At 60.6% G+C, this 17,891-nt stretch carries 16 protein-coding genes and 1 tRNA gene; 11 read left to right on the top strand and 6 right to left on the bottom strand.

Features of this window, described 5'->3' with window-relative positions; genetic code table 11:
• Positions 1–36 precede the first annotated feature (36 nt).
• The 4 genes from CAF80_RS21295 (at position 37) to CAF80_RS21280 (ending at position 5,261) form a co-directional block, all read left to right on the top strand.
• Entirely contained in the window at positions 37–753 is a 717-nt protein-coding gene (locus CAF80_RS21295; protein ID WP_074687672.1) for an MgtC/SapB family protein, read from the top strand.
• Positions 754–862: 109 nt separating this feature from the next.
• A complete protein-coding gene (locus CAF80_RS21290) occupies positions 863–1,297 on the top strand; it encodes a chemotaxis protein CheY (RefSeq protein WP_085667881.1) in 435 nt (144 codons plus the stop codon).
• A gap of 107 nt (positions 1,298–1,404) precedes the next feature.
• Positions 1,405–2,028 (top strand): response regulator transcription factor, encoded by a 624-nt coding sequence (locus CAF80_RS21285; protein ID WP_085667880.1) that lies wholly within the window; start codon positions 1,405–1,407, stop codon positions 2,026–2,028.
• A gap of 11 nt (positions 2,029–2,039) precedes the next feature.
• A complete protein-coding gene (locus tag CAF80_RS21280; RefSeq protein ID WP_085667879.1) occupies positions 2,040–5,261 on the top strand; it encodes an ATP-binding protein in 3,222 nt (1,073 codons plus the stop codon).
• Positions 5,262–5,265: 4 nt separating this feature from the next.
• On the opposite strand, the gene dkgB is transcribed toward CAF80_RS21280, so the two are convergent.
• Positions 5,266–6,069: a 2,5-didehydrogluconate reductase DkgB gene (gene dkgB / locus CAF80_RS21275; RefSeq protein WP_074687676.1), complete on the bottom strand. Its 804-nt coding sequence runs from the start codon at positions 6,067–6,069 to the stop codon at positions 5,266–5,268.
• A 220-nt stretch (positions 6,070–6,289) separates the two neighbouring features.
• On the opposite strand from dkgB, the gene CAF80_RS21270 reads away from it, so the two are divergent.
• Positions 6,290–7,156 (top strand): pirin family protein, encoded by an 867-nt coding sequence (locus tag CAF80_RS21270; RefSeq protein WP_085667917.1) that lies wholly within the window; start codon positions 6,290–6,292, stop codon positions 7,154–7,156.
• A 139-nt stretch (positions 7,157–7,295) separates the two neighbouring features.
• On the top strand, positions 7,296–8,738 hold the full coding sequence (locus tag CAF80_RS21265) for a mechanosensitive ion channel family protein (protein WP_085667878.1): 1,443 nt from the start codon (positions 7,296–7,298) through the stop codon (positions 8,736–8,738).
• Between the two features lie 4 nt (positions 8,739–8,742).
• Here CAF80_RS21265 and CAF80_RS21260 read toward each other — a convergent pair whose 3' ends face one another.
• A complete protein-coding gene (locus CAF80_RS21260) occupies positions 8,743–9,330 on the bottom strand; it encodes a GNAT family N-acetyltransferase (RefSeq protein ID WP_074687678.1) in 588 nt (195 codons plus the stop codon).
• Positions 9,331–9,447: 117 nt separating this feature from the next.
• On the opposite strand from CAF80_RS21260, the gene xth reads away from it, so the two are divergent.
• Both xth and CAF80_RS21250 read left to right on the top strand, forming a co-directional pair.
• Complete coding sequence (xth, locus tag CAF80_RS21255) at positions 9,448–10,242, top strand: exodeoxyribonuclease III (protein ID WP_039770129.1); 795 nt, start codon at positions 9,448–9,450, stop codon at positions 10,240–10,242.
• A 101-nt stretch (positions 10,243–10,343) separates the two neighbouring features.
• The gene (locus CAF80_RS21250; protein ID WP_039770131.1) at positions 10,344–11,171 is read left to right on the top strand and encodes an arylamine N-acetyltransferase; all 828 of its coding nucleotides are present in this window, start codon (positions 10,344–10,346) and stop codon (positions 11,169–11,171) included.
• 3 nt (positions 11,172–11,174) lie between these two features.
• Here the strand turns inward: CAF80_RS21250 and CAF80_RS21245 are convergent, their stop codons facing one another.
• On the bottom strand, positions 11,175–11,504 hold the full coding sequence (locus CAF80_RS21245) for a BrnA antitoxin family protein (RefSeq protein WP_039770133.1): 330 nt from the start codon (positions 11,502–11,504) through the stop codon (positions 11,175–11,177).
• A 347-nt stretch (positions 11,505–11,851) separates the two neighbouring features.
• Between CAF80_RS21245 and CAF80_RS21240 the strand changes: the two genes are divergently transcribed.
• A complete protein-coding gene (locus CAF80_RS21240) occupies positions 11,852–13,372 on the top strand; it encodes a nucleobase:cation symporter-2 family protein (protein WP_039770135.1) in 1,521 nt (506 codons plus the stop codon).
• A 122-nt stretch (positions 13,373–13,494) separates the two neighbouring features.
• Here the strand turns inward: CAF80_RS21240 and CAF80_RS21235 are convergent.
• Positions 13,495–13,570: transfer RNA gene (locus CAF80_RS21235), tRNA-Asn, on the bottom strand.
• Positions 13,571–13,799: 229 nt separating this feature from the next.
• Between CAF80_RS21235 and CAF80_RS21230 the strand changes: the two genes are divergently transcribed.
• Positions 13,800–14,030, top strand: coding sequence for a hypothetical protein (locus tag CAF80_RS21230; RefSeq protein WP_039770137.1), 231 nt, complete (start codon positions 13,800–13,802; stop codon positions 14,028–14,030).
• On the opposite strand, the gene CAF80_RS21225 is transcribed toward CAF80_RS21230, so the two are convergent.
• Positions 14,027–14,227, bottom strand: coding sequence for a hypothetical protein (locus CAF80_RS21225; RefSeq protein WP_007956421.1), 201 nt, complete (start codon positions 14,225–14,227; stop codon positions 14,027–14,029). The two genes, CAF80_RS21230 and CAF80_RS21225, sit on opposite strands and share 4 nt — an antisense overlap.
• A 112-nt stretch (positions 14,228–14,339) precedes the next feature.
• Positions 14,340–15,536 (bottom strand): amino acid aminotransferase, encoded by a 1,197-nt coding sequence (locus CAF80_RS21220; RefSeq protein WP_039770139.1) that lies wholly within the window; start codon positions 15,534–15,536, stop codon positions 14,340–14,342.
• A gap of 336 nt (positions 15,537–15,872) precedes the next feature.
• Between CAF80_RS21220 and uvrB the strand changes: the two genes are divergently transcribed.
• Positions 15,873–17,888 (top strand): excinuclease ABC subunit UvrB, encoded by a 2,016-nt coding sequence (uvrB, locus tag CAF80_RS21215; RefSeq protein ID WP_039770141.1) that lies wholly within the window; start codon positions 15,873–15,875, stop codon positions 17,886–17,888.
• The last annotated feature ends 3 nt before the right edge of the window (positions 17,889–17,891 follow it).

The following is a 17,891-nucleotide window of genomic DNA, read 5'->3' as shown; positions in this document are numbered from 1 at the left end:
TGTGGGAGCAAGGGGGGCGGTTTCAAGGAGTTCGACATGCAAGCGATCAACAATCTCAACCTCACCTCATTGCTCGACACTTTGGTCAGCCTCAGCGCGGCGTTCATCCTCGGCGGCCTGATCGGCTTCGAACGCCAGTACCGTCAGCGCACGGCGGGTTTGCGCACCAACGTGCTGGTGGCGGTGGGGGCGGCGATTTTCGTCGACATGGCCAACCGTCTCGCCGGTGCCGAGGGCGCGGTGCGGGTGGTCGCGTATGTGGTTTCCGGCATCGGCTTTCTCGGTGCCGGGGTGATCATGCGCGAAGAAGGCAACGTACGTGGGCTCAACACCGCCGCCACGCTCTGGACCTCGGCGGCGGTCGGCGCCTGCGCCGGTGCCGACCTGCTGGCCGAAGCGGTGCTGGGCACCTTGTTCGTGCTGGCCGCCAATACCTTGTTGCGGCCGATCGTCAACAACATCAACCGTCAGCCGCTGGACGTGGTTTCGGCGGAAGTCACCAACATTGTTTATGTGATCGCTCGGCGTTCGCAGCAGAAAGCCGTTTTCGCCTTGCTCGAGGCCGAGCTGGAACGCAGTAATTACCCGGCCAGCGATGTCGATGTACATGCCTTCGGTGCCGATGAAATCGAGATCGAAGCGACGCTGGCCACCACCTCGGTGGACGGTGATGAACTGGATGCGCTGGTGGCGCGAATCTCGACGTCGACGCTGGTGGTGCAGGCGTTCTGGAGTCCGAGCACCACGGAGTAACTTTTTCAATCCCGATGAGTGACCGTGTTTTTCGGAAAAGTCCTACAGAGTGTATCCCGATGCTTGGGTAGTCTTGCCGCCACTTGAAGCGACTACCCGGACTTCCACATTGACCGACAAAACCCTGCGCATCCTGATCGCCGACTTGCAGCATTTTCACCGGATGAGGATCGAGCGCCTGTTCAATGGCCTGAATTACCACCGCATCGCGCCGGTGCAAAGTCTTGCCGAACTGTTGACCCTGGTCGATTACGGCTGTCAGCCGTTCGATGTCCTGGTGGTCAATGCCGAAGTGGCGAGCGGGATCGCGGATCTGCCCGGTTTTCTGTTCGATCACCCACAAATCCGACGGGCCCTGGTCTATGGTGCGCCGGCGGATTCCACAGGGGTTCCCGGGCATTTCGAGGCAAAGATCATCACCTGCCCTGCAGCGCTGCCTTCATTCGACGAAATCGAACAGTTGATGACCTCGGTCGAGGCTTCGTTCGGGCGCCCATCGCGTGTTCGATCACAGATCGGTCTGGCGCACAACTGTCAGATCTGACAGGTGATTCAGCGCGCACACCGTGCAACAGTTGTAGCGCAGCTACCAATAGTCCCGTTCATGCTGGATCGGTGGCGTCATGTCAGGTATTCGCCCCGGGAGTGGTCATGGGTTCAGCATTGATCGTTGATGATCATCCGGTGGTGGTTGGAGCCCTGCGTCTGGTTCTGGAGTCTGCGGGCTACAAACCGATTTATGTAACTTCCAAAGGCGTCGATGTGGTGCCAATGCTCCGTGAGCACACGCCGGATCTGGTCGTGCTCGACCTGAAACTCGACGGCTTCGGCGGCCTGGAGGTATTGGAGCGCATCAGGGCCATCGGGCTGGTCTGCAAGGTGGTGATTTTCACCTCGGCCGAACCTGAACACTATATGGTGCGCTGTCGACGTGCGGGGGCGATGGCTTTTGTCGCCAAGTCCGCCTCGATGGAGCATTTGCAGAATGCTATCAAGGCAGTCCATGCGGGCTATAGCTACTTTCCTGAAATGCCTGTCAATGCCGTGCAATCCGAAGCGCACCGCGATGAGCGAGAGCTGATCGCACTTCTGTCCACCCGCGAAATGGAAATCATGCTGAAGCTGGCCAGAGGTGAGTCCAACAAGCACATCGCTCTGACGATGAACCTCAGTCACAAAACCGTCAGCACCTACAAGAGCCGTTTGATGCTGAAACTCGGAGTGAGCTCGCTGGTGGCGTTGGGAGCGTTTGTCAAACGCAACGGCCTGTCTTGATCGGTAGCCTCATGATATGTCCTCTGCGGGTCGTACTTCTGTCGATACTGATGCTTGCAAGCGCAGCGCACGCGACCGGGCCGGCGCAGCGGCTCGAAATCGTCTCCCGCACCCGCCTGGAAGGCGTACAGATTCAACTGGACAAGCAGGATCGGCAGTGGCTGAGCACGCACCCGGTATTGCGCATCGGTGCCTCCTGGCCGGATTACCCGCCCTTTGAACTGACTCGCAAGCGCCATGAGCTGGAAGGCCTTACGGCCGATTACGCTGATACGATTGCGAAGATTTTGAACATCGACGTCGAAGTCTGGTGCTATGCCGACCGCGCAAGCGCCATGGCCGCGCTCAAGGCCGGTGAGGTAGACCTGCTGGGCACGTCGAACAACTTCGAGATCGCTGATCCCGAACTGATGCTGTCTCGCGCCTACGCCGAGGATCAGCCGATGTGGGTGACCCGGCTTAACAATGCGTTGCCGGGCGATCTGGCCGGCAAGCGGATCGCCATGGTGGACGACTACCTGCCAGCCTCGACCATTGAGGAGGCGTACCCGCAAGCATCCCTGCAACGCTATCGATCGATTCTCGATGCACTCGGCGCCGTGGCGTTCGGTCGGGATGATCTGTACCTCGGCGACTTCATCAGCGCCAGCTATCTGATCAACACTCACTTTCACAACGACCTGCAACTGGCGGGGCCGTCGGGCCTTGACGCCAACCCGTTCGGCTTCGCCTTGGCCCGCAGCAACACACGCTTGAAACGTCTGGTCGACAAGGCCTTGCTGGCGATTCCCATGGAACAGCGCCTGGCAATGGAGCTGCGCTGGAGCGCCGGTCGCGCCGACATGGCAGCGCAGTCGAGGGTCAGCCTGAGCGACAGCGAGCAACAATGGCTGGATCAGCATCCGGTGGTGCGGGTCGGCGCCATCGATGATTTTGCGCCGCTGGCATTCTTTGATGCCGATGGCCGGTTCAGCGGCCTGACTGCACAACTGCTCAACCTGATCAGTCAGCGCAGTGGCCTGACATTCGAGGTGGTGCGCGGTCAGTCTCTGGATCGTCAGGTCGAGCAGCTCAGGAGCGGGGAGCTGGATCTGTTGCCGGTGCTGACACCGAGCCGCGAGCGTGAACTTGAAATGCGGTTCACCCGGTCGTACGCCAACAGCCCCTTCGTCTTGATCACCGATTCGAAGGCACAGGCGCCGCGCAGTCTCGAGGAGATGGCGGGTAAACGTCTGGCGCTCTATCGCGGTAATCCGCTGCGCGAATATCTGTTGGAGCACGTGCCGCAGATCAACCTGATCGAGTTGCCGAGTCCGGCGGACGGTACGCGGGCGCTGCTTGATGGTCGGGCTGATGCGACATTGAGCTCGTTGCTGGTGGCGCGTTATCAGATCGATCACCAGTACCGTGAGCGCTTGCGGATTGTCTCCACGCTGGGTGATCAACCGGCCCGGATTGCCATGGCCACGGCGCCCGATGCCCCGCAACTGCAATCGATTCTGAACAAGGCGCTGCTGGCCATTGCCCCCCAGGAAATTGATGGCCTGGTCGCGCGCTGGAGTCGTAACGTGGTGCTGCAGGACAGCTATTGGCAGCGTCATAGAGAGCAAATCCTGCGCGGCTTTGCCATTGCTGCCGGGTTGCTGTTGCTGGCGTTGGGCTGGATCGCCTTTCAGCGTCGGCAGATCCGTCAGCGTCAACAATGGTTAAGACAGTTGCAGGAGGCCAAGGAGGCGGCCGATGAAGCCAATCGTGCCAAGAGCACGTTTCTGGCGACCATGAGCCATGAAATCCGCACACCGATGAATGCCCTGATCGGCATGCTTGAACTGGCCCTCAAGCGTGCCGATGAAGGCGTGACCGATCGCCAGGCGATCGAGGTGGCGTCCAGTGCCGGGCAGCAATTGCTGGCATTGATCGGCGATATTCTCGACATCGCGCGCATTGAGGCTGGGCATTTGTCGCTGGTTCCCGAACGGGTCAATCTGCGCGAGGTGGTGGAGTCGGTGTGTCGGATTTTCGAAGGCCTGGCGCGGCAGAAGCCTTTATTGTGGAACGCAGAACTGGATAAGCGCAGCGACGTTGAGGTGATGCTCGACCCCCTACGCTTCAAGCAGATATTGTCGAATCTGTTGAGCAACGCGATCAAGTTCACCGACGATGGCGAGGTCAGCCTGCGCTTGCGCGTGTTCGGCGAACAGGGCGGGCTGATTGAAGTGGGCGTAGCCATTGAAGACAGTGGCCGGGGGATCAGCGCGGAAGATCAGCAGCGATTATTCAGACCGTTTGTGCAGGTCGGCAACCACTCATCAACGGCGCAGCGTGGCTCCGGCCTGGGGCTGGTGATCAGCCGCAACCTGTGCCGGTTGATGGGCGGCGATTTGTGGATGAACAGCGAGTTGAACCGCGGCACTCAGGTCATGCTGCGACTGGAGCTGCCGATGCTGGCGCCGCTTGTGCAAGAGGCTGTGCCGGCGCCAGTGGCGGCGACGGTCAAGTCGCTGAACGTGCTGGTGGTGGATGACCATCCGGTGAATCGCCTGCTGTTGTGCCGGCAGTTGAGTGAACTCGGGCATCGCGCTGTTGACGCCGGTGGCGGTGAGGAAGGGCTCGCGCTGTGGCGCGAGCAATCTTTCGATGCACTGATCACCGACTGCAACATGCCGGAATTCAACGGATATGAACTGACAGGGGCGGTGCGTCGGGAAGAGGCTGCCATGGGCAGGACGCCCTGTCTGATCCTCGGATTTACCGCCAATGCGCAGATGGAAGAAAAGGAGCGATGCCGCGCGGCCGGGATGGACGATTGCCTGTTCAAACCGGTTCTGCTGCGCGAATTGAGCCTGGCCTTGATGGCCGCCGTCTCCGGGGGCTCGCAGGCCGACAGCGCGGACGATCCGGCACCGGCCGAGTTCGATCTGAGCGCGCTGTTGCAACTGGCGGGCGCGGACAACCCGCTGATCGGGCAATTGCGTGAGGAGGTTTTGAGCAGCCTGCGCGTCGACCTGAAGCGTCTGGATGAATCGGGCCGCAAAAGTGATCGCGCAGATTTACGTGATCTGGCGCATCACGTCACGGGCGGGGCGCACATGATCGGTGCCGAGCGCGTGGTCTCGGCGTGTCGGTTACTCGAGCAAGCCTGTCGTGACGATGAGCCCGAAGCGGCATTGACGGCTGCCATCGATTCGCTGCGCGTGGCCATGCACGACCTCGCGCAGCAGCTTCAGGCCTGATCGGTCAGTCCCACTGCGGCGCGATGCCTTTGGGGCTGGTCAGGCGATGGCCGCGCTCCAGTGTGGCGATCAGCGCCATGTCGGCATCGCTCAGGGTCAGCGCCGTGGCGCCGAGGTTGCCTTGCAGGTTGGCGCGTTTGGTCGACGACGGAATCACCGCGTAACCCGACTGCATCGCCCACGCCAGAGTGACCTGCGCCGGGGTGGCTTGCAGACGCTCGGCGATCTGCACGATCAGCGGATCCTTCAGCACTTCGCCGTAGGCGAGGGTCATGTACGAGGTGATCTGAATGCCCTGACTCTGGGCGAATTCCACGACCTTACGGTTTTGCAGGTACGGGTGCAGCTCGATCTGGTTGGTGGCGATGTTTTGCGCACCGACCGCAGCAATCGCCTGTTTCATCAGGTCGATGGTGAAGTTGGACACGCCGATCTGCCGGGTCAGGCCCAGGCGTTTGGCTTCCAGCAACGCGCCCATGAACTCTTCGACCGGCACTTGATCTTCCGGCGATGGCCAGTGGATCAGCGTCAGGTCGAGGTAGTCGGTCTGCAGCTTTTGCAGGCTTTCCTTGAGGCTTTCGATCAGACGATCCTTGGCGAAGTTGGCGATCCAGATCTTGCTGGTGATGAACAGCTCTTCACGGGCAATGCCGCTGGCAGCGATGGCTGCGCCAACGTCGGCCTCGTTTTCGTAGATCTGTGCGGTGTCGATGACTCGGTAACCAAGTTCAAGGGCAGTGCTCACCGAATCGATGACCACCTGACCTTGCAGGCGAAACGTACCAAGACCGAAAGCGGGAACAGACATGCAGGACTCCAGGGTTGCAGTGGGAATGGGCAGGAGTATCCGCGTCTGATTCCTTGGGAAAAACCGCTGTCGGGGCAAAGTACTGTTGACTGAAAGTCACGAATCACCGCGATCGATATCGTTCCACCAGTAGAACGATGAGGACGGTTTTGGCTGACTAGTACTAAATACATGACGAATTTATGATCGCTCCATGATCAACCTGATGACGGAGTCCACCATGAAAAACCTTATCGGTCTCTACACCAGCCCTCGCGGCCACTGGGTCGGCGATGGGTTTCCGGTGCGCACCCTGTTTTCCTACGACAACCTGGGCCAGCACATCAGCCCGTTCCTGCTGTTGGATCACGCCGGGCCTGCGCATTTCACCCCGACTACTGAACGCCGCGGCGTGGGGCAGCATCCGCACCGTGGCTTCGAAACCGTGACCATCGTTTACGAAGGCGAAGTGCAGCACCGCGACTCCACCGGCAGTGGCGGCACCATCGGCCCGGGCGATGTGCAATGGATGACGGCGGCTTCCGGCATCCTGCATGAAGAGTTCCACTCGGAAAACTTCGCCAAAACCGGCGGCAATCTGGAAATGGTGCAACTCTGGGTGAATCTGCCGGCGAAGGACAAAATGGCCGCGCCGGGTTACCAGACCATTCTGGACAGTGATATCCCGCAAATCGCGCTCAAGGACGGTGCCGGCAGCCTGCGGCTGATCGCCGGTGAGTTCGACGGCCACAAAGGTCCATCCCGCACGTTCACGCCTATCGACGTGTGGGATCTGCGACTGAACACCGGCAAGTTGCTCTCGCTGGATCTGCACGAAGGCCGCAACACGGCGCTGGTGGTGTTGAAGGGTTCGGTTCAGATCAACGGTGGGGAGTCGATGCGCGAAGGCCAGTTGGCGCTGTTCGAGCGTGACGGTGATCGCATCACCCTCCAGGCCAGCCAGGACGCGGTGGTGCTGCTGCTCAGTGGCGAGCCGATCGACGAGCCGATTGTCGGCCACGGCCCGTTCGTGATGAACACCGAGCAGGAAATCCATCAGGCCTTCGCCGACTTCCAGTCCGGCCGCTTCGGCCAGATGCACGGCTGAAAATCCCGGCAGGCGCCACGTGCGCCTGCCGGTTTTTTTTGCGCACGCGCAGTAGCGCTCATCCCGCCAAATCAATTACTCCTACACTGAGCCCAATCTGTGCGATCTTCTCGCGATTGGCCCCTGTCGGAGTTGTTTGATGCTGTCTCTGCTCACCGATCATCCGTTGTTTTGCGCCTTGATTCTGATCCTGATCGATCTCGGTCTGTGGCGCCTGATCAGCGCCCACGGCAGCGCATGGAAACTGTTGGTGCGGGTGCTGATTTTTGCCCTGTTCAGCATCCTGCTGTTCAACGAAGGGCTCAACCCGATGGAGCCTGCGCCGTGGGCCGACAATGTGCCGTTGCACCTGGCGGCGACCGGGTTGCAGATCGGCTGGTGGCTGTTCGGCGCGCGCACTCTGACGGTGTTGATCGGTGCGGTGATGATGCAACGGGTCGGGCACACCGGGCGGTTGTTGCAGGATCTGCTCGGTGCGGTGATTTTCCTGATCGCAATCATCGCGGCACTGGCCTATGTGCTGGATCTGCCGGTCAAGGGCGTGCTGGCAACCTCCGGGGCGCTGGCGATCATCGTCGGTCTGGCGTTGCAGAGCACCTTGAGTGACGTGTTTTCCGGGATCGTGCTCAACACCACCAAGCCTTATCAACTGGATGACTGGATTTCCATCGACGGCACCGAAGGCCGGGTCACCGACATCGACTGGCGCGCCACGCGGCTGCAAACCAGTCAGGGCAGCATGGCGGTGATTCCCAACTCGCTGGCGGCCAAGGCCAAGATCATCAATTTCAGCCGGCCGAGCAATATGTTCGGGGTGGCCGTCAGCGTGCAGGTCAGCCCCCATGCGCGGCCCAGTTCGGTGATCGAGGCCCTGGAGCGGGCGATGCAGGGTTGTCGCCAGTTATTGGAGAGCCCTGCGCCGAGTGTCGCGCTGAAGAGCTCCAACAGTGCGGGTGCCGAATATGAAATCAGCGGGTTCGTCGCCTCGATGAGCGAAAAGCGCGTGGTGCGCAATCAGCTGTTCGACCTGGCGTACCGGCACCTGCAAGCGTCCGGGGTCAATCTGCTGTCGAGCGATGAGCCCGGCGTGCCGAGCAATCTCTCGCGCCCTCGGGCGTTGCTCGACAGCTCGCCGATTTTCTCCACCCTGCGTCAGGAGGAGAAAGAAACCTTCAGCCAGAACATGACCCTGCAAACCTTCCGCGCCGGCGAGACGATCCTCGCGGGCGGCGAGGTCAGCGATCATCTGTTCATCATCGAGTCCGGCGTGGTCTCGGTGACGCTCAAGCGCCATGGCGCGCCGTTCGAGTCAGGACGGATGGGGCCGGGTGAAGTGATCGGCGAGGCGGGGATTCTGTCCGATACGTCATTGCCGGCCGACTTCTCCGCCAAGACCTTCTGCGCGCTGTATCGCATTGAAAAGTCTTATCTCAAGCCGTGCCTGGACGCTCGTCACGACATCAACGACGCGATGCAGGCGCTGCTCGATTTCCGCCTGCACAAGGCGCAATCCCTGACGGAAGAAACGCCGGTGGCGCTGCCGAAGAAAGGTTTCCTGCAATGGCTGCGCAATCGCGTCTGACTGTTCAGCGCAGGCCGTAATCCGCCAGTTTGCGTTCCAGGTTCAGGCGCACCTGCGGCCATTCGTCATCGATGATGCTGAAGCGCACCGAGTTGCGCTTGCGGCCGTCCGGCATGATGCGTTCGTGGCGGACGATGCCTTCCTGTTGCGCGCCGAGCCGCAGAATCGCGTTACGCGACTTCTGGTTGTTTTCGTCGGTGGTGAACTGCACCCGCACGCAATCGAGCACCTCGAACGCGTGGCGCAGCATCAGGTACTTGGCCTCGGTGTTGACGAAGGTCTTCTGAAATCGTGCCGAAATCCAGCTGCTGCCGATCTCCAGCTTGCGGTTGAGCGGGTCGATCTTCCAGAACCGGGTCGAGCCGATCACCTCGCCGGTTTCCTTCAGTACGATGACAAACGGCATGACCGTTCCCGCCTCACGGCCGTCGAGGGCCTTCTTCAGGTAAGCGTCGACGGTGGTCGCCGACGGCACCACGGTGACCGTGAGGTTCCACAGTTCACCGTCGGCGGCAGCGCGGAGCAGGGCATCGGCGTCGGCGTATTGAAGCGGGCGCAGGATGATGCCCTGGCCTTGCAGCGTGGTTTGCATGTGGGGATTCTCGGCGATCGGGCGAGGGCTTATTACGCCGTACGGGAAGGATCCGACGCAACCGTCGCGGTGGGCGGATGTCAGAGTTTTTATCGGTCATTGGCAGGAACCCGGACGATGAAAAAAATGCGCATTGCCACGTTCAACGTCAACGGCCTGCGGGCCCGACTGCCAAACCTGCTGGAATGGCTCAGGCGCGAGCAGCCGGACATCGCCTGTTTGCAGGAGCTGAAACTGGTGGACAGCGCGTTTCCCGCCGCCGAGCTGGAGGCTGCCGGTTACGGCGCCATCTGGCACGGTCAGGCGTCATGGAACGGCGTGGCGATTCTTGCCCGCGATGCGCAACCGCTGGAGAGCCGGCGCGGTTTGCCCGGCGATCCCGACGATAAACACAGCCGCTACCTCGAAGCAGCGGTGCACGGGGTGTTGGTGGGATGCCTGTACCTGCCCAATGGCAACCCGCAACCGGGGCCGAAGTTCGACTACAAACTGGCCTGGTTCGAGCGTCTGATCAAATACGCCAAGGATCTGCAAAGCAGCGATCATCCGGTGGTGCTGGCTGGCGATTACAACGTGGTGCCTACCGATCTGGATATCTACAACACCCGTTCCTGGCTCAAGGACGCGCTGTTGCAACCGGAGAGCCGCGAGTGCTACCAGCGCCTGCTGGATCAGGGCTGGACGGATTCGTTGCGGCATCTGTATCCCGAAGATCGGCTGTACACCTTCTGGGACTATTTCCGTCAGCACTGGCAGAAGAACTCCGGGCTGCGGATCGACCATCTGCTGCTCAATCCGAAGCTGACGCCTTATTTGCACGAGGCGGGGGTGGATGCCTGGGTGCGTAATGAACCGCATGCCAGTGATCACGCGCCAACGTGGATTCGTATCGATTCGCGTAAAAGACGCTAGCCGGTGATTGGTTAATTCAATTGTCGATTCGAGGCCCGGATCCCGTATACATGGCGACCATCGGCGGAACGATCCGCGCCCCCATGCGAAAGGACCCAGCCATGAGCGAGCCACGCCTGACGAATCTGAAACAGTATCTGCAACGCCTGGGATTCGATGCGCCCCCGGCACCGACCCTTGAAACCTTGCGCCTGTTGCAACTGCGCCATACCGGCGCCTTTGCTTTCGAAAACCTGTCGACGCTGAGTGGCGAACCTGTGCTGATCGATCTGCCCTCCATTGAGCGCAAGGTCCTGAACGACGCCCGTGGCGGTTACTGCTACGAGCTGAACAACCTGTTTCTGGCCTTGTTGCTGGAGCTGGGGTTCGATGCGCGGGGCATCAGCGGGCGCGTGGTCATGAATCAGCCCGAGGGCAGCTGGACGGCGCGCACCCACCGCTTGAGCCTGGTGACCATCGATGGCGTGCGCTACATCACCGACGTCGGCTTCGGCGGCATGGTCCCGACCGCGCCGCTGGTGCTGGATACCGAAGCCGAGCAATCCACCCCGCACGAACCGTATCGCATCGAAGTGCAGGCCGATGGCTACATGTTGCGGGCCAAGGTTGCTGGCGAATGGCGGCCGATGTACCTGTTCGACCTGCAGCGCCAGGAAGACATCGATTACACCCTCGGCAACTGGTACGTCTCGACCCACCCGGACTCACCATTCGCCCAGCGCCTGATGGTGGCGCGTACCGGCGACGGCTGGCGGCGTACGCTGAACAACGGCAGTTTCGCCATTCACCGCATCGGCGCCGAGAGCGAGCGGCGCGAAGTGACAGATGTTGATGAACTGATCGAATTGCTGGAACGGGAATTTGGCCTGCGCTTGCCGCACCAGCCCGGTGCACGAGAGGCTTTGGCGCGCTTGATTCAGCCAAGTTGAATGCTACGGTTTGACGTCCGGTTCCAGTACCCGCCGGATCTCGTTCACGGCCGCCGACAGTTTTTTCTCAAGGCTTTTGAGGTCGGTGGCGGTGATGCCTTGCTTGAATTGCCCGCTGGAATGCTCGAGTTCCTCGGTTGCGCCACGGCTGTTAAGCAATGCGTGGCGCAGGGTGTTGTTGATGACCGTCTGATAGCCAAACCCCTCGCTTTCAGCGACCTCGCGCGCGGCTTCGATCACCGCGTCATCGAGCATGATGGTGATGCGGGTCTTGCCCTTGATCGGCGCGATGGCGCCGCGTTTACCCTGGCTGAAATCGTACTCATCCTTCATTGATCACCTCTGCGCAAAGTTGCCATCGTTCGCTGGGCTCGAATGCGTTGGCAGCATTCTTGCTTTTGTCGAACTGAATCTTGAATGACTTCATTATGCATACTTTATATGTATAAAAGAGTGCGGCCGCGCCGTCGGTCGCCATGAACACTTCAGCCTAGGCGGATAAAACGTGGACTCGATTGGGGATGTGTTGCCGGATTTGTGGGGGATGAAAGTAACGGGATAGAAGGTTGGGTGGCTAGCTAACCATTATGTGACTGACAAGTTGTATACAAGTCTATGGACATTTGTCCTGACTCTTGCATACAGTGTGTGCATAACAAAAACCAGGGAACTCCCCCACCATGAAAACGCCCCATGTTTCACACCAACGGCCCGAGGACGAGAATCTCGGGGTCGGCGCGAATATGGCTTACGGCCTGCAACACGTTCTGACCATGTATGGCGGTATCGTCGCGGTGCCACTGATCATCGGTCAGGCCGCCGGGCTTTCGCCGGCGGACATCGGTCTGTTGATTGCTGCTTCATTGTTTGCGGGGGGGCTGGCCACGTTGCTGCAAACCCTGGGTTTACCGTTTTTCGGCTGTCAGTTGCCGCTGGTGCAGGGCGTGTCGTTTTCCGGTGTCGCGACCATGGTGGCGATTGTCAGCAGCGGCGGGGAGGGCGGCTTCCAGTCGGTGCTCGGCGCAGTGATAGCCGCGTCGTTGATCGGTTTGCTGATCACGCCGGTGTTCTCGCGAATCACCAAGTTCTTCCCGCCGCTGGTAACCGGCATTGTGATCACCACCATCGGCCTGACGCTGATGCCGGTGGCCGCACGCTGGGCCATGGGCGGCAACAGTCACGCCCCTGATTTCGGCAGCATGCAGAACATCGGTCTGGCGGCGGTCACGCTGGTGCTGGTGTTGTTGCTGAGCAAGGTCGGCAGCTCGACCATCTCGCGTCTGTCGATCCTGTTGGCCATGGTGATCGGCACGGTGCTGGCGGTGTTCCTCGGCATGGCGGATTTCTCCAGCGTCACCCAGGGCCCGATGTTCGGCTTCCCGACGCCGTTCCATTTCGGCATGCCGACCTTCCACTTCGCCGCGATCCTGTCGATGTGCATCGTGGTCATGGTGACCCTGGTGGAAACCTCGGCGGACATTCTGGCGGTCGGTGAAATCATCGGCACCAAGGTCGACTCCAAACGCTTGGGCAACGGCCTGCGGGCGGACATGCTGTCGAGCATGTTTGCGCCGATCTTCGGCTCGTTCACCCAAAGTGCCTTCGCCCAGAACGTCGGGCTGGTGGCGGTGACCGGGATCAAGAGCCGCTATGTGGTGGCGACCGGCGGTATCTTCCTGGTGATCCTCGGCCTGCTGCCGTTCATGGGCCGGGTCATCGCAGCCGTGCCGACCTCGGTACTCGGCGGCGCCGGTATCGTGCTGTTCGGCACCGTGGCGGCGAGTGGTATCCGCACACTGTCCAAGGTCGATTACCGCAACAACGTCAACCTGATCATCGTCGCCACCTCGATCGGCTTCGGCATGATCCCGATTGCTGCGCCGAACTTCTACGATCACTTCCCGAGCTGGTTCGCGACCATTTTCCATTCGGGCATCAGCTCGTCGGCAATCATGGCGATCCTGCTGAACCTGGCATTCAACCACTTCACGGCGGGTAACTCGGATCAGCAGTCGGTGTTCGCGGCAGCAGAAGAGCGGACCCTGCGTTATCGCGATCTGGCAGCGTTGCGTGAAGGCGACTACTTCAGCGACGGCAAGCTGCATGACTGCGACGGCAACGAAGTACCGGTGATCGATCCGGATGCAGATCACGGTCATGGCGTACCGAAGGCACATGCCAAGAGCAGCGAGCACGTCTGACCGTTGTCGTTGAACGAAAAGGGCCGATCAGCTGGAAAACTGATCGGCCCTTTTTCTATGTCGCCTTTTTTTCAGCGCCCACAAAAAAGCCCCTGAATCTTTCGATTCAGGGGCTCTGTATTTGGCTCCACAACCTGGACTCGAACCAGGGACCCAGTGATTAACAGTCACTTGCTCTACCAACTGAGCTATTGCGGAATTGGTGCGTATGTTACTGATTTAAAAAGACTAGTCAAGCGCGAGATGTAAATTTGTTGGAAAGGTCAGGACGGGCGGCGGTTTATCGGCGATTGGCGGTTACCAGAACTCCACCAGAGGTCTACCATGGCCGCCCCGGAAGTGGTCACACGCGCTGCCGGCCATTCGCCGAAAAGGTACGCGCCATGAATAGTCCCATCCTAACCCGTCGTCCTGTCGAGGTGTTCGCATGAGCACCGCGCAAATCAGCCTGCCCAAAGGCGTTGGCCCACATGCCGAAAAGCTTTACGACGCGATCACTCAGGCCGGTACGGCTGAAGAGCTGAACCGCGCAGGCGGCAAGGCCGAAGGTTTTGTCCTCGGCCTGGAAAGCACCAAGGCCATCAAGAGCCAGATCGCCGAATCGCTCTACGTCGTTTATGACGATGCGGCGACTCAGCGTGCAGCGGAACTGGCTTAACCGCCGAAGGTGAAGGTGCCGAGCATCAGTTTGGCGTAGAGCATCGTCGCACCCAGTTGCACCAGCCACAGCGCCAGCCCGCCGAGAAACACCCCGGCCGCGACTTGCAGCACCAGGTTGTTGCCGCGTTTGGCCGGGGCGCGGGGGATGAAGTCATCCAGATCGTCGCGGTCGGCGCGCAGGTCATCGTTTTTCATGTCGTCTCTCTGAAATATCGTTTGGGTGCAGTCTAGAGGGTGTAGCGGTTTTTCTTCAGACAAATAAAAAACGGGAAGCCCGAAGACTTCCCGTTTTCAGTGCGGCGCCGGATCAGATGACCTGAACGATGGCGTCCGTCACGGCTTCGATGTTGCTCTGGTTCAGCGCGGCGACGCAGATGCGGCCGGTGTCCAGGGCGTAGATGCCGAACTCGTTGCGCAGGCGGTGAACCTGTTCGGTGGTCAGGCCGGAGTAGGAGAACATGCCGCGCTGACGACCGACGAAGCTGAAGTCACGCTGCGGGGCTTTCTTGGCCAGCAGAGCAACCATCTGCTCGCGCATGCCGCGAATGCGCAGGCGCATTTCAGCCAGTTCGGCTTCCCACTGGGCGCGCAGTTCCGGGCTGTTCAATACCGCAGCAACGATGCTTGCACCGTGGGTCGGCGGGTTGGAGTAGTTGGTGCGGATCACGCGTTTGACTTGCGACAGGACGCGGGCGCTTTCTTCTTTCGATTCGCTGATGATCGACAGCGCACCGACGCGCTCGCCGTACAGCGAGAACGACTTGGAGAACGAGCTCGATACGAAGAAGGTCAGGCCGGATTCGGCAAACAGACGCACGGCAGCGGCGTCTTCGGCGATGCCGTCACCGAAGCCCTGGTAAGCCATGTCGAGGAACGGCACGTGCCCTTTGGCCTTGACCGCTTCCAGCACGTTGTTCCAGTCCGCCGGGCTCAGGTCGACGCCGGTCGGGTTGTGGCAGCAGGCGTGCAGCACGACGATCGAGCCATTCGGCAGGGCGTTGAGGTCTTCGAGCAGGCCGGCACGGTTCACGTCGTGGGTGGCGGCGTCGTAGTAGCGGTAGTTCTGCACCGGGAAACCGGCGGTTTCGAACAGCGCGCGGTGGTTTTCCCAGCTCGGGTCGCTGATCGCCACTACGGCATTGGGCAGCAGTTGCTTGAGGAAGTCGGCACCGATTTTCAGTGCGCCGGTACCGCCGACGGCCTGAGTAGTGACAACGCGGCCAGCCGCCAGCAGTGGCGAATCATTGCCGAACAGCAGCTTTTGCACGGCCTGGTCGTAGGCCGCGATGCCGTCGATCGGCAGGTAGCCACGGGAGGCATGCTGAGCGGCGCGAAGGGTTTCGGCTTCGATGACGGCGCGCAGGAGTGGAATTCGCCCCTCTTCGTTGCAGTACACACCCACCCCGAGGTTGACCTTATTGGTCCGGGTATCGGCGTTGAATGCTTCGTTGAGGCCCAGGATTGGATCGCGGGGTGCCATTTCGACAGCGGAGAACAGGCTCATTTTTACGGCAGCTCTATTGGAGAGTGGAGGGACGTGTGGCGCTCCAGCCGAATGCACTAGAGCGGTGCACAAACGGGGAGCTAGTATAGAGGCCATCATCGATCAATGGCGACAGGCGAATCGGCTTTTAAGGTAAGTTTTTCCGATTATTTCTCGACCGTTAGTCGAATGGATCTGTCGGAGACTTTACCGGATGTAGGACGTTTGCCTTGAAAGGCGAGGCAATCGGCTCCACATTCAGCACAATCTTCGTTTTTTCTTGCGCGACATCGGTCGTTTGCGGTCATTCTCGTGGTGCTGCGGTTTGCCAGCAGCGTCGCGATTCCAGAGGTGTTTATGTCTGAATTCCAGCTCGTCACCCGATTCGACCCTGCCGGCGATCAGCCTGAAGCCATTCGCCTGATGGTCGAAGGCATCGAAGCCGGTTTGTCGCACCAGACGCTGCTCGGGGTGACCGGGTCGGGCAAGACCTTCAGCATCGCCAACGTCATCGCCCAGGTGCAGCGCCCGACCCTGGTGTTGGCGCCGAACAAGACCCTGGCCGCGCAGTTGTACGGCGAGTTCAAGTCGTTCTTTCCGAACAACGCCGTCGAGTACTTCGTTTCCTACTACGACTACTACCAGCCCGAAGCCTACGTGCCATCGTCCGACACCTTTATCGAGAAGGATGCGTCGATCAACGACCACATCGAGCAGATGCGCCTGTCAGCGACCAAGGCGTTGCTGGAGCGCAAGGATGCGATCATCGTCACCACGGTGTCGTGCATCTACGGTCTGGGCAGCCCGGAAACCTATTTGAAAATGGTCTTGCACGTCGATCGCGGCGACAAGCTCGACCAGCGTGCGCTGGTGCGGCGCCTGGCCGACCTGCAATACACCCGCAACGACATGGATTTCGCCCGAGCGACCTTCCGGGTGCGCGGCGATGTGATCGACATCTACCCGGCGGAATCCGACCTCGAAGCGATCCGCATCGAGTTGTTCGATGACGAAGTGGAGAGCATTTCCGCGTTCGACCCGCTGACCGGCGAGGTCATCCGCAAGCTGCCGCGCTTCACCTTCTATCCGAAAAGCCACTACGTGACGCCCCGGGAAACCTTGCTCGACGCCATCGAGGGGATCAAGGTCGAGTTGCAGGAGCGCCTGGAGTATCTGCGCAACAACAACAAACTGGTGGAAGCCCAGCGCCTGGAGCAGCGCACCCGATTCGACCTGGAGATGATCCTCGAACTCGGCTACTGCAACGGCATCGAAAACTACTCGCGCTACCTGTCCGGGCGTCCGGCCGGGGCACCGCCGCCGACGCTTTACGATTACCTGCCGGCCGACGCCTTGCTGGTGATCGACGAATCCCACGTCAGCGTGCCGCAGGTCGGCGCGATGTATAAGGGCGACCGCTCGCGTAAAGAGACCTTGGTGGAATACGGCTTCCGCCTGCCATCGGCGCTGGACAACCGGCCGATGCGCTTCGACGAGTGGGAAGGGGTCAGCCCGCAGACGATTTTCGTCTCGGCCACGCCCGGCAACTACGAAGCCGAACACGCCGGCCGGGTGATCGAACAGGTTGTGCGCCCGACCGGTCTGGTCGACCCGCAGGTTGAAGTGCGTCCGGCGCTGACCCAGGTCGACGATCTGCTCTCGGAAATCACCAAGCGCGTCGCGGTAGAGGAGCGAGTGCTGGTCACCACGCTGACCAAGCGCATGGCCGAAGATCTGACCGATTACCTGGCCGATCACGGCGTGCGTGTGCGTTATCTGCACTCGGACATCGACACCGTCGAGCGGGTCGAAATCATCCGCGACCTGCGCCTCGGCACGTTCGATGTGCTGGTGGGGATCAACTTGCTGCGTGAAGGCCTGGACATGCCGGAAGTGTCGCTGGTGGCGATTCTCGACGCGGACAAGGAAGGTTTCCTGCGTTCCGAGCGGTCGCTGATCCAGACCATCGGCCGGGCGGCGCGTAACCTCAATGGCCGGGCGATTCTCTACGCGGATCGCATCACCGGTTCGATGGAGCGGGCGATTGGCGAAACCGAGCGCCGTCGTGACAAGCAGATCGCCTTCAACCTGGCCAACGGCATCACGCCGAAGGGCGTGTTCAAGGACGTCGCCGACATCATGGAAGGCGCCACCGTGCCCGGTTCGCGCAGCAAGAAGCGCAAGGGCATGGCCAAGGCCGCCGAAGAAAACGCCAAGTACGAAGCCGAACTGCGCTCGCCGAGCGAGATCACCAAGCGCATTCGCCAACTGGAAGAGAAGATGTACCAGCTGGCCCGCGACCTGGAATTCGAAGCGGCCGCGCAGATGCGCGACGAAATCGCCAAGCTGCGTGAGCGGCTGTTGGCCGTTTAACGG

Origin of the sequence: Pseudomonas sp. B34(2017) (genome assembly GCF_002112915.1) — a bacterium.
Classification (GTDB): Bacteria; Pseudomonadota; Gammaproteobacteria; order Pseudomonadales; family Pseudomonadaceae; genus Aquipseudomonas; species Aquipseudomonas pharyngis.
This window is presented reverse-complemented; position numbering and strand designations above follow the sequence as displayed.